Origin of the sequence: Sunxiuqinia dokdonensis (assembly GCF_001270965.1) — a bacterium.
Classification (GTDB): domain Bacteria; phylum Bacteroidota; class Bacteroidia; order Bacteroidales; family Prolixibacteraceae; genus Sunxiuqinia; species Sunxiuqinia dokdonensis.
This window is the reverse complement of sequence record NZ_LGIA01000150.1, coordinates 32,342-45,647: the sequence shown is the minus strand read 5'-3', so window position 1 is coordinate 45,647 and position 13,306 is coordinate 32,342. Positions and strand designations below refer to the sequence as shown.

Sequence of the window (13,306 nt, the reverse complement as noted above, 5' to 3'; positions counted from 1 at the left end):
TAAGCGGTTAGTTAACTACATACGAGGGCGAAAATGTTTCCATGGCCACACCCCGGTCACGCACAACCAATGTATCGACGGTGCTATAGGATACCTGCTGTACATCGTCGGGCAGACCTGCTATCGGATACTTGATTTCCACTTCATAACTGATATCATAGTCCAGATACAAGGCGTCCCGGTCTTCATTTCCCCAACTTTTCTTTTCTCCATCTTTAACGAACTCGCCACTACCGGCTGCGGTGATGTTATAGACCCGCACCGTGTCGTTCAGTTGATAAGATGACTCAAACGGTGCAACCGACACTTCCTGATTTTCAGAAAAATTCAATTTCACTTTCAGATTCAAGTCGTGACCTTCTTTACTGGTGTAATCCATCGGAAACTGCAGCGCGTTTAATGCCACCGTGCTCAAATGAACCACTTCGTCGTTCTCTACATAATCGGCGTGCCGCTCCACCGTTGAAGTCACCCCATCCTTAACGATCACATCCTCGCCGCGACGTAAATAGTTGGCATGCCAGGGGTTGATGAATTTCACGCAGTAGAGCACATAATCCTTGGGCTGAACATCCCAGTCTGCAATATTGCCTCTGACAGCGCCATCGAACTTGGCAACTCCGGAAAGGATGGAGTCGGCGTTGGACACGTTTGTCATTTGCAAAGGAATCACATAAGTATTGGTCAAGGCCAGCGGATCGGCAAAAAAAGCGTCGGTCAGCTGCACTTCAACACCATCCTGGAGGGTGCCGTCCATTGTAATTTGGTCGGCCGCCAAGGTGTAGTAGTTTGAAGGCATGGGCAGGACCGGCGTATTATCTCCGAAAAACAAGTTGTTCGTCAAGCCGTTGTTCACCGCAATGTCAATATCAATGCGCTGTGTATTTTCGTAAACACCTCCCATGGTGGCATAAATCTTTACTTTATGCTCGTTGTCAAGTGTATTGTCCACGATATCCTCGCCCAACACAACGGTGCGCACGGGATACTGGTATGCAAAATACACGGTGCTGTAGTCGAAGTCCGGAAACTCAATATCCTGATTTTCGCAAGATACCATCGTTAATGTCACGAGTCCGACAGCTAATATCCATAAAAACTTAAACTGTTTCATATTTTTCAATATTTATCATTAACAATTACCAGCCCGCATTTTGTTCCAGGTTGGTCCATTTCTGAACTTCGCCATAAGGAATTGGGCCATGATACATATAATCTTTGTAGTCTCTGGCTTCGACATTGATCGGTGTATAGATCAATGTACTACCTGGCTTTTCAATTTGCAAACCACGCGCGGTTTCATTCAGGTTGGCTACTTTCCAACGACGGAGATCCCAGAAGCGATGGTTCTCGAAACAAAGTTCCAGACGACGCTCATTTCTGATCAATTGTCTCATCGCGTCTTTATCGCCGTTCACCATGTCCAGGTATTCATCGTCATTATCGATTCCGATGCCCGCTCTTTCGCGAATGGCCTTAATCACATCGTATGCTGAGTAAGCATTTCCACCCGTTCCTGTGGGTCCCCAGGCTTCGTTGGCTGCTTCGGCGTATGCCAGGAAAATCTCGGTATAACGGATGCGTGCGTTGTAGTGTTTTTGCTCGGTATTAAACTCCGGGTTCGGGTTACAATCCTTACGCAGCAACTTACGCAAATAGTAGCCGGTGCGGGTAGATCGTCCACTCTCGCGGTTAAGGGCGTCGTTGTTCGTTCCGTAAGTTCCGGTTACAATGACGCTGTTGTTCGGTCCTTGCACGCTTTCATTTAAAACGATGTACTTTGACAAGCGTGGATCGCGATCTGCATAAGGATTCGCAGGATCAAAACCGCTGGCCGGATCGGAAATCGGGTACCCATTTACCATTGGAAATGCATCGACCAGGTTTTGTGTTGGATTAACGCGGCCCAGGCCAAACAGCGAAGGAGGAAAATTGTCGGCTTCGAGGGTAATGCTCTGCCCAACATCACCTCTCCAGATGATTTCGGCAGGCGTTGCTCCTGAAGCCAGGTTGTCCACTTCTTCTTTCACATACCAGGTTCCGCCATTTTCGGCCAGGCCACTCACTCCACCTATGCGGTCGAGCACAGTAGCGGCATGGTTTGCAGCGTCTTCCCAGGTAACTTCGGTTCCTGCGCTGTATGCCGGGCTGGCCGACAACAAGGCAACCTGTGCACGCACGGCTTCTACAATCCGGGCGGTAATACGTCCCCGCATGTGATTTCCATTCACGCGGTTGTAGTCGCCGGCATTGGTTACACCCAAAGCCTGGTATTTCTGCGGAACCTGCGCATTGGCAATGTCGCCATAGTCAAGTGGTAACAACTCAATGGCGTCTTCGGCATCAGCCATAATCTGATCGACACTCTCCTGGAAGGTATTCCGCGGCAAGTTAAAGTCTGAAGCCGCATTTTCAGGCTCAGTCAGTACCGGTACACCCAGCAGCCTGCCATCTTGTGTCCATCCACCATGCGTCAGCAACAAATGATACATTTGTAATGCACGCAAACCAAGGGCCTCGCCTTTTAAGCGATCGTAATACATGGTATTGATCACTTCGTCTTTACTCCAAACCACCTGATCGACATTGGCCAGGAACAAATTCAGGTATTGAATGGCGTTTCTACGCGCTTGCCATTGCGACATCGGGTTACTATTTGCAGTCCACGAGCCCGTAGCCATGGCCAGATAGTCATTGGCATTGTCGTTGGTTACCGCATCATCAGTTGCCACATCGCTATTGGGTGCCGATGAGTAGGGAAGCAGGAGATAACCATTGGCTAAAATGCCCTGCGCATAAGTAGGTTCGTTGTACATAGCTTCGAGCCCCCGGTTATTCTCGAGCGCGGGTTCGAACAAATCGTCGCACGATGAAAACAGAAGTACAAGAACCAAAAGTATTGATATATTTTTCATAACTTAATTCTTATTTTTTCTTTCATTAAAATACGGCTTTGATACCGATATTATAGAATCGTGTTTGAGGAGCGCTCGTTGTATTCAACTCCAGAACATCGCGTTCTTCAGAGATGGTCAACAAGTTGGATCCGCTGACATAAGTCGAAATTTCGTGAAACAGGAAATTCGTCAACACGCTCTTCGGTAAATCGTAGGTGAGCTGCACCTTAGCCAGATTGAAACGATCCGTTTTATACATCCAGAAGTCAGAGTCCCGGAAGTTGTTGCTTCCGCTTTTGGTTGTCAAACTTGGGTAAGTGGCTGTTGCCTTGGTTTCCTCGGTCCAACGATCGCGTACGATTTCGGAATATTTACGATCGCCAAAAGCCCAATAGTACGAACTGTTTTTCATGGCATAGGCGCCGAAGTTACCGGTACCCAAGGCGAACAAGGTGAAGTTTTTCCATTTTGCCGTCAGGTTCACACCCGTCGTCAATGGCGCACCACTCCAACCGCCGCGGCCCAGATACACGATATCTTTTTCGTCGATCAAATTGTCGTCATTCTGATCAATGTATTTGATATCTCCTGCTTTTACGGTACCACCGAAGGTCTGCTCCGGAGAGTTCGCAACTTCTTCCGCGCTTTGGAAAAATCCGTCGGCTTGAAGTCCCCAAATTCCATCAATAGGACGTCCCTCATATTTTTGGTAATCGTAATCATAAATTTGGTCGCGCTGCGTTGCTTCGGTTGTATAATAAGTTCCGGCAACACCCAGGGTGAAGTCAACTTCGCCGATTTGCTTGTTGTAGTTCACGCTGAAATCAAATCCGGTACGCTTATCGTTGTTGTAGTTCACATTTGGAATGAAAGAAGCATCGGGCCAGTAGGTAAAGAAATAGTTCGGATACAGCGTCATGGGCTCAATGATCAAACCTTCCATGGTATTGACAAAAACCGACGCATTGGCAATCACCTTTTTGTTCCACAACGAAGCCTTCAGGTTGGCCGAAAGTTCTTTGCGCTTAATGAAGGACAATTCTGGATTGGAGCCGCGCCGTGAATTGGTTGAACGCTCTACCGCACCATCGTACCAACCCCACCAGGCACCGTCAGACTGGTTGAAGTTTGCTTCGTACATGTAATATTCTTCAATATCCAAATCGGTATTCAGGCTACTTGCTGAAACGCTCAGTACCAAATCATCAACTACCGATGAGCTGGCCAGGAAGTCTTCCTCGCTGATTTTCCATCCTAAGGTAAGTGAAGGAGAAAGGGCGCTTCGGTTACCTTCGGGCAACTTGGCCGAATGTACTCCGGCTAAACCGAAATCGGCATAATATTTACCCAAATAGTTGTATCCCAGCTGCAGGGCCAGGTTGGCATTGCTGGTGCGGTGATACACCTCCGACATGGTCTGCTGGTAACCAGCAGCAATCAACATCGCGTTGAAATGATGTGCCTTGTTGATGGAAGTCTCGTAGTTGAAGTAACCAGAAAAAGCAATGGTTTGCCGGCTGGTACTGCCACCAATATTCTGCACGCCCGAACTTTCGTCATTACCATACTTCGTTAGTCCGGCAATCACATCGGTACCATTGTAGTTGTACCATGATGGCGCAAAAACCGCATAGCTGTTGTTGTACGAAGTGCTGTATGAAGTGGCATAATCAACCGCAAACTGGGTATGAAAAGACAGTCCTTCCAGTACACTGGCCAAATCGAAATCGATTCCCGTATCAAACTGGAACTGACGACTGGTCCATTTGCTGTAGCCGCCTGCATAATAGTCGGCAAATATATTATTCAACTCCGTTTGCGTACCACCCAGAAAATATTCACCGCCAATAATGTTGCGACTATTGTTGACCAGGTTCCACGAACTTAAAGCATTCGGATCAATATAGCTCAATGGAATTAAGGGAGCTACCCGGTTCGGACGCAGGTTGGCAGCCGATGCCCAGTAATTATCACCGCTGGCATTGGCGCTTTTGGCATCATAAAACGTGGCATTGGCATTGATGTATGCACTGATGGCATCGTTTAACTTCAAGTCGATGTTTCCACGAATATTCAGGCGGCTGGTATTGTTATTCTCCGCTTCGCCAAACGCAAATACATCTTTCTGATTGTAATAACCAATGTTTGTATAGAAATGGGCGCGTTCGTTTCCACCTGAAATCTCAGTCGTTACATCCGTACGGTTGTAAGCTTCCTTCAGATAATCGGATGAATAGAAATCGACATTCGGAAAACGGTAAGGATTGTTGCCCGAAGCAAACTTATAAATCTCTTCCTGCGTTGTACCACCAAGCTGTCCGGCCCAAACTCGATCCGGATCAGTTCCATCATTAATCAGCGCTTCGTTATACAGGGTCAAATACTCGGCTGAACCTAAATATTTGGGATGGCTCTTTGACACATGATAGCCTGTGTTGGCCCGAACATTAATTTGCAGCGGTCCGGTTGTTCCGCGCTTTGTGGAAATATAAACCACCCCTTTGGCAGCACGGCTACCATAAAGCACCACGGCAGAAGCGCCTTTCAAAAATGTGATCTGCTCAATTTCAGTTGGCACCACGTTGTTGGCATCGCGTGGAATTCCATCAACCAGTACCAGGTATTCGCCCATACCCCACAAAGAGTTTCCATTCCAACCGCCAATATAGCCTTGCATATTGTCCAAACTATACGTGTTATAGTTCTTCTTCATCAACTCTTCAAGATTGACGACCGAAACACCTCCCAGAAGGTCACTTTGTGCTACCTTACGATAAGATACCTGCACCAGCTGGTCTTTATCGGTATTTAGCGAATCAGTTTCATTTTCTGCCAATGTTTGTGCTTCCATCAGAAAGGGGAAGAGAACAAACATTGCAAATAAAATGAATCTTGTTTGTATATGTTTCATTGTTTATTCATTTATTGTTATACAATACTTTAACTCACTTTGGATTACCATCCTGGGTTCTGACCGAATTCCGGATACATGGAGGTATCATCAATCTTCAGTGGGAACCAATAGTGTTTTGTTCCAAATTGACGTGTTAAAATAACTTCCTCTCTGAAGTTGGCCACCTTGGCATCGCGGGGATCATTTTCCTTATAGAAATCATCGCTTTCCACACGGTCAAACTCGTGCGAGGTTTTCACATTGTAAGGATACTCGGTGAGCAACAACCAGCGTTGCAAGTCGTTAAAACGGAAACCTTCAAAAGACAATTCCACGGCACGCTCTCTTCTCACTTCATCAATAAATTTCGTACGATCGGACGTGTAGGATGCGTGAACATGTCCGGCACCTACGCGGTCGCGAAGGGTATTGATGGCCTCTTCAGCCGTTTTTGAGAACTTGCTTGATTTACCGCTGGCGCCACCAAAAGCGGCACAAGCTTCGGCATACATGGTGTAAATATCGCCCAAGCGCATGTAGGGCAAATAGGTATGCATGTTGAAACTCCAGTTGTAAGCACCATCATACTTGTTTGCCGTATGCGGCACCAACTTCTGAATAAAATACCCGGTACGGCTTCCATCGGCAGCGTTTCTCATGGTTCCGCCGGTATGCAGGCCAGTGTAACGCAGGTACTCCATATTGGCTGGCATGGTTGAATTGATGTACTTAAAGCCATCAAATACGATATCGTGATAGAAACGCGGATCGCGATCGCGGAACGGATACTCAGGATCAAATCCGGAATCGGGATCATTCAAAGGCAAACCATTGGCCATACCATAGTTATTCACGTAGTTGGCTGTTGGGTGGTGAATAATGTTATCATGCTCAACAAGCCCTTGCACTTTTGGCCCAAAGGTTTTGGTTGTGTTCCAGTTACTTCCGTTTGAATCGGTTGAAGGACCACGGAAAATGGCTTCTGTTGACCCCGGCATTAACCAGTTTTGACCAGTTGTATAAAAGATATCGCTGTACTTGTTGGCCGCCGTGCTGGTTTTCTTGTGATTGTAGATATCTTCGTAATCAAACTCGACCAAGGCGTATTGTGTTTGTCCACTTTCAACCAGGTCCAGCAATTCGCCAAAAGCGTCGGCAGCCTTCCGGCAGTAAGCTTCGTCGTAATTGTAGGTTTGGGTACCTCCGGTTTGAGCGCCATGCACCATCAAAGGGCTTCCTGCCCACAAGTAGTTTTTACCCAAATAGCCTAAGGCCATAATTTTATTGATACGCAATTGGTTTTTTCCCAAGGTACTTGCACCCACCGATGTGTTATCCCAGTTGATTGGCAACAATTCGGCAGCTCTGGCAAAATCAGCTCCGGCTTTGTCCGCACATTCCTGGTAAGTCAGGCGCGGCAAGGTTGGTTTTTCGTGCGAAGGTAAAACCTCCTCAACATAGGGCAGTCCGCCAAGATATTGCATCATTTCGAAGTGCCACCAAGCGCGGAAGAAATACAACTGACCTTCAATCAGGTTCTTTTCTTCCTGCGTAGCAGACGTTAGTAAATCCAGGTTGGCCAGCCCCATGTTGGCCTTGCGAATGGCGTACCAGGCATGTGCGTATAAACCATGTCTGAACTTGTCGGTTGAAGTTGGGGAAGGATTGTCATCATCAAACCAAGTCGCTGCATTATTTTGCCAGGCCCAGAAGTTCCCAAGGTCAACTTGGTTGGTCATGTGAAAGCTTCCTTCGAGGTTGAATAGTTCATCATCGCCCCAGTTCCAGGAAGAAGTCCAATACTTTTTCTCCTTGTCGGGGATACAATTGTAGATTTCCTCTATAAATCCCTGAAAATTCGTAAAGTTTTGAAAGGCAACTTCCTCAGAGATAATCGATTCAGGCGCTTTCTCCAAATAGTCTTCACAGGAAAAAAGCCCCAAGGTTACGGACAGCAAGCTGCCCCATAAAAGAGTCTTATATATCTGTCTCATTGTTTTCAATATTATAATGTAAATCTGACACCAAAATTATATCGCTTCATCGTGGGGTATGCTCCCTGTCCTCCGCCTCCGGCGAAATTCGATTCACGGTCATCGGGCATTTTCGATTTCACCCAAAGGTTGTTTCCATTCAGGAATACCTTCAAGGCACCAAAGCCGATGCTGTTTACCCATCCTTTGTCGAATGTGTAGGCTATCTCTGCGTTCTTCAAGCGGATGTAAGAACCATCGAACAAATATTGCGTTCCGTTATTGTAGCTTGGTCGTGATAACCAACGGGGTACGGTTACATCTGCATTGGGATGATCTATTGACCACCAGGTTCCCATATCGTACACGGTATTGAGCTGGCTACCAAAACTGGTCAGTGTAACTTCGCGGGTTACGTTGCTCACACCATAAAACTGGACAAATCCGCTCCATCCCTTCCACTCAACACCAAAGGTAGAGTTGTAGGTATTTTGCGGAGCATTGGAATACCCGTAAGGAACGAGGTCTTTCGTGTCGACAACACCATCGGCATTGAAGTCGATGACATAATAATCGCCCGGGACTTTGTATCCGTCATTGGTATCGTGCTGTGGGCTGCCATACAGTTCATCATAGGTATTAACAAAACCACCATCAACATAAGCTCTTGTTTGACCAATGCTGTAACCTGCTTGCTTGCGGTAGGCATCAAACAATGCCGGGTCGTCGCGTTCAAGAATTTCGTTTTGTGCATGGGTCATGCTCATTTCAGCCCAAAGGCGCAGTCCGTTCGACAATACCTTGTTTATGCGTAGCTCAATTTCATAACCTTCAGTGCGTACGCGTCCCAAGTTGGCTGTTGGAGGCGTAGCTCCAAAATAGGAAGGAACCGCGCGGTCTCCACCTCTCACCAGGATATCTTTGCGGTCATCACGGAAGTATTCAACACTACCGGCAAACAAGCCATCCAGAATGGCATAGTCGGCACCAAGGTTGAACTTTGTAACGGTTTCCCAGCGTACATCAGGGTTCCCCACAGCAGCCTCGCGATACCAGGTGTAGGGGCTGGTTCCCTGGTTCAAATCGAGCGAAGATGCCCCGCCATAGGCCCACTGGGTCATATAAAGGAAGCGGTCTCCGTAGTCGTCACCAATTTCACCGTAGGATGCCCTGATTTTCAACATGTCCAAAAACCGGAGCGATTGCATGAATGATTCTTCAGAAATCATCCAGCCGGCAGCACCTGAGTTAAAAAAGGCGAAACGATAGTCTTTACTAAATTTTTCAGACCCGTTATAGGCGCCATTATATTCCAGGAAATACTTCGAGGCATAATTATAGGTTGTACGGAATGCCCAGTCTTCGCGGAAAGTCGGGATCATACTGCCAATCGCTCTTTCCTTGCGGCTAAACAATCCCATGGCTGTTAAGTTATGCTCGCCAAACTCGCGGCCCCAGTTTAACTGTAGCTGGTAGTCCAGGTTACGTTGCGTGGATCCGTTTTGAACCTCTCCACCATTAATATTCCACAAAACCCCCTGCATGAAATCGAACCTGTTGTTGTTTTCGAATTCTTTTTTGAAGGTTGCCACCCCGGTTGCCGGATCAATCCATTTTTGCTGGGCATCGTTGTAAAGGTCATTGATACCCCGATTGGTTTCCACAAAAGCATTGTCCCAGGAAATCGTTCCCCTAAAATTCAAGCCTTTGGTTACAAAATCCAGTTCTTGTTCCAAAATAAAGTCAGTATTGATACGCGTGGTGGTTGAAGTCATTACCCCCGCAAGTGCCAGGTTGGCTGCCGAGTTGGTCACATTCGAAATGTTGGGATAGAATCCCCAGGAACCGTCGGCGTATTGCGGACGAAACACATCGGGCGCAATGTTATAGGCACCAGCCCATTGCTGGGCAACAGCCCAATCCGACGAATTGGTTTGTCCCCACGGACTTTGTTTGGCACCGCTTGATCCCGCCAGGTTAACCTTAAACAAAGTTGATTTTGTCAACTGAAAATCCAGGTTGCTTCGCACATTCACACGGTTATATCCATACCCGGAATCATAATTACGTCCGTTATCAAAAATCCGGAAAAGGTCACCTTCGTGCACAAAATCAGCCGCAGCAAAATATTTCACGAACTTGGTACCTCCCGAAACATTGATGTTGGCATTGTATGACATGGCGTAATCCTTGAAAAGCTCATCCTGCCAATCCACGTTGGGATAGCGTTCAAATTCCTCCAGGTTTGCCGGATAGCGGTATCTCTCAATAATTGACTGAGGCCGAATATATTCCCACGAATCAGGATACACGCCCAACTCATGTTCAATGGCAATGTTGCGGGCCATCAACGCGTCATATGAATCGTATTTGTTCGGCAGTTTCGAAGGCACTTTCACCGTCATATTGGCCGATACATCAATTCGGGCCGAACCTTCTTTACCACGTTTGGTGGTGATCAAAATTACGCCGTTGGCACCTTTCACACCGTAAACAGCCGTTGCCGATGCGTCTTTCAACACCGAAACCGACTGCACCGAACTGATATCCACGCTGCTCATCGGACGTTCGACACCGTCAACCAGGATCAGCGGCTCACTGTTGTTCCACGAGCTGGCCGAACGGATCAAAATCATCGGATCTTCTTCTCCGGGCATACCGGAACTCGATATGGTGATGACACCGGGGAGATTACCCGTCAGCGCCGAACCAACATTGGAAATACCAGCCGAACGCTCCAGCACCTCACCGGTGGTTTGCGTAATGGCTCCAACAACACTTTCCTTTTTTTGCTGGCCATAACCTACAATAATGGTTTCGCCCAGTTGCTGGCTTTCTTCAGCCAAAGTCACAGTCACGTTACTTCTTGTTGTTACGTCAACTTCTTGTCTTTCCATTCCAATAAATGAAATCACAAGAGTTTGGTTATCCGATGGTACACGAAGTGAAAACTCACCGTCAAAATCAGTGGCTGTGCCCACTCCGGTAACTCCTTTAATCGTTACGGTAGCGCCAATTACCGGATTACCCTGCTCGTCCAATACCTTTCCTTCTACAAGTTTGGTATCCTGAGCAAATCCGGAAAGAGAAATCAATACAACCCACAAAAGCATAAAGCCTTTCAATAGGTTTACCCTTATGTCTGTCAATAAGGATCTCTTTTTAGATAAGAAATTAAATGTTTGCTTCATTACGTTCTCAAATTAAATTGATAAAAAGTTCAAAAATTCCTGAAGGATCTCAACTGCCAACTCTGGCGACAATCATGAACCCGTCTCCCCCGGAATCCATACAAACTCTAAAAAGGAGGGAATGAAATAATAAAATCTCACTGAAAAATTCTTTCATCATAAGTTCATAGTTTTTGGTTAATAATTACTTTTCATAGATCATTGTATATAGATGGTTAATTACTGAATTCGTAAGATTTACTGCTGGCATACAGTCCAATCGTAGTTCCGGTAAACCCGTACGATTGAGCAGTTGACAAAAAGAATGCATCGATATTTTCGTCTAATAAATTCCAGTCTTCGCTATCGACCGCGTAGTGGAAACTAAAATGTGTTCCTGTTGATTTCACTTTCAGATGAATCGGGCCGCCGGCGTCAGGCAGGGCTTTTACAGCCAGTGTTTCCACCTCGTTTCCTTTGATCTTTTTCAGGCTGATTTGTTTTTGATTGCCTTCGGCCCCTACAGTCAGCAAATACTGGTGCTGCTCGTCTTTATACATCAGCATGCCCGCCATTTCACTCTCGGACCGGGGATTAAAATACAGTTTGGTGGCACACTCAAACTGGTGATGCTGCAAACGTCGGCCAACAAAAGCGGGCGTTTTTAATTCGTTCGATGCCACATCGGCACAAGTCAAGGTCAAAAATCCCGGATTGTCATCGAGCGAATACAGGTCGGTGGCCGTGCCACGCAAGCTCATCCACTCCAATCCCAATTTTGTTGTATCGAAATCATCCTGCTGCTCAAAGTTTCCAAAGGTCGGTGAATCGGCGCGCTTCACGCCCTCCATCTGAATAATCCGGGGCACCAGCTCATCGTCCATGGTCATATAAGGAAAGCCATCCTTGCTCCAGCGCACGGGCATCAGAAACGTTTCGCGTCCCAGGTTTTCAAATTCATTGTCGATGGGTCGGCAGGCCAAAAAAACAGACCACCATTGACCGTTGGTCTTTTGAATCAAATCGGCATGTCCGGCGCTGGTCACCGGCCGTGGACGCTGCGGATCGAGATGCAACTGGGTTAGTATCGGATTTTTCTTCCACGGCTGAAATTCTCCCATGGGCGAATCAGCTTTAAAAATCACCTCGCGATGGTTAACCGAGGTTCCGCCTTCGGCGCACATCAAAAAATATTTGCCGCTGATTTTGTATAAGTGTGGTCCCTCAATCCAAATGGGTTTATCAGCCAAATTCACACCGCCATTGACCAACATCATGCTTGGGCCAATGGTTTTATCGGCCTCAACATCAAAGCGAATCACGCGAATGGCACGGTGTCCTTCGTAAGTTGAACCGCCATCAGGGACATCGTTGTTGACAATGTACGCCTGGCCGTCCTCGTCGAAAAAGAACGAAGGATCGATGCCGCCCACCTCGGGCAACCAAATGGGATCGGACCAGGAGCCAAACGGATCTTTGGTTTTTACATAGAAATTCCCACGCCGAATATTGGTGGTGATCATGTACCAGGTTTGGTTGTGCGGGTTATAGCTGATTGCCGGCGCAAAAATACCTTCACTGGTGCGCTGGCCGTCAAGTGGCAATTGCTCGGGCCGGTCGAGCACATGGCCCACCTGCTTCCAGTTGAGCATATCGGTGCTGTGAAAAATGGGCACACCAGGAAAATAGGAAAAGGTAGAGGTTACCAGAAAGTAATCCGTGCCATTGGTACAAACACTGGGATCGGAATACCACCCCGGCAGAATTGGGTTATAATAATAATCATCACCCGGAAGCGGGTTTTCTTTATAAAAATCGTCATCGCCTTTGTAGGCAAAATAGTCGAAGTGAGCGACCAAACTGTCTGAAACGAAGTTTGGCATTTCGGCCTTGGCACCCGAAGTGCAGGAAATAAAGGAAATGGATAAACCCGACAACAACACAACTCCGCAAAGACTCACAATGGAGAATATCTTCCTCATTTGAATATTCATTTAGGCGACCAGTTAGAATTAGTTTAATCGATGTGAAAAGCCCATCCCAATATTTTGAATCAGATTTCCACGATCGTTGAAACCAAAAGTATGTGGAGATGCCCCGAAAAACTTTTGATTTTGGATATTTGATTTTCAATTTTAGATACATTTCAGAACGGAGCAGAACAGAGACTGACTACCAACCACTTAAAGTCATTATTTTAAAAATGGATAAGAATTTTCACCAAAAGAAGTGTGAGCATTTAAACGGCTGCCCGGCTGAAATTCTGATGGAATGAAACAGCCATCAGGCATCGAAAATCAGGAAAAGAGGACAAAAACAAGGACCAATTCGAATACATGAATCGGTGAGCAATTCTGCTCCAAAAAAAAAAAG

Annotated in this window: 6 protein-coding genes; all 6 read right to left on the bottom strand. The window is 46.7% G+C overall.

Translation table 11 applies throughout. The features are described from left to right. Positions 1-7: 7 nt before the first annotated feature. A complete protein-coding gene (locus tag NC99_RS10280; protein WP_053183320.1) occupies positions 8-1,114 on the bottom strand; it encodes a DUF5627 domain-containing protein in 1,107 nt (368 codons plus the stop codon). A gap of 25 nt (positions 1,115-1,139) precedes the next feature. Then, entirely contained in the window at positions 1,140-2,915 is a 1,776-nt protein-coding gene (locus NC99_RS10275) for a RagB/SusD family nutrient uptake outer membrane protein (protein WP_053183317.1), read from the bottom strand. Between the two features lie 25 nt (positions 2,916-2,940). Continuing rightward, entirely contained in the window at positions 2,941-5,808 is a 2,868-nt protein-coding gene (locus NC99_RS10270; RefSeq protein ID WP_053183314.1) for a SusC/RagA family TonB-linked outer membrane protein, read from the bottom strand. A gap of 44 nt (positions 5,809-5,852) precedes the next feature. Next, on the bottom strand, positions 5,853-7,784 hold the full coding sequence (locus NC99_RS10265; RefSeq protein WP_053183311.1) for a RagB/SusD family nutrient uptake outer membrane protein: 1,932 nt from the start codon (positions 7,782-7,784) through the stop codon (positions 5,853-5,855). Positions 7,785-7,795: 11 nt separating this feature from the next. Continuing rightward, complete coding sequence (locus tag NC99_RS10260; protein WP_239684434.1) at positions 7,796-10,912, bottom strand: SusC/RagA family TonB-linked outer membrane protein; 3,117 nt, start codon at positions 10,910-10,912, stop codon at positions 7,796-7,798. Between the two features lie 257 nt (positions 10,913-11,169). Further along, positions 11,170-12,915: a glycoside hydrolase family 43 protein gene (locus NC99_RS10255; protein ID WP_053183379.1), complete on the bottom strand. Its 1,746-nt coding sequence runs from the start codon at positions 12,913-12,915 to the stop codon at positions 11,170-11,172. Positions 12,916-13,306 lie beyond the last annotated feature (391 nt).

What these genes read in the sequence shown, in the direction of transcription:
- NC99_RS10280 (WP_053183320.1), bottom strand. Translation starts at nt 1,114, where the DNA reads ATGAAACAGTTTAAGTTTTTATGGATATTAGCTGTCGGACTCGTGACA.
- NC99_RS10270 (WP_053183314.1), bottom strand. Translation starts at nt 5,808, where the DNA reads ATGAAACATATACAAACAAGATTCATTTTATTTGCAATGTTTGTTCTC.
- NC99_RS10255 (WP_053183379.1), bottom strand. Translation starts at nt 12,915, where the DNA reads ATGAGGAAGATATTCTCCATTGTGAGTCTTTGCGGAGTTGTGTTGTTG.
- NC99_RS10265 (WP_053183311.1), bottom strand. Translation starts at nt 7,784, where the DNA reads ATGAGACAGATATATAAGACTCTTTTATGGGGCAGCTTGCTGTCCGTA.
- NC99_RS10275 (WP_053183317.1), bottom strand. Translation starts at nt 2,915, where the DNA reads ATGAAAAATATATCAATACTTTTGGTTCTTGTACTTCTGTTTTCATCG.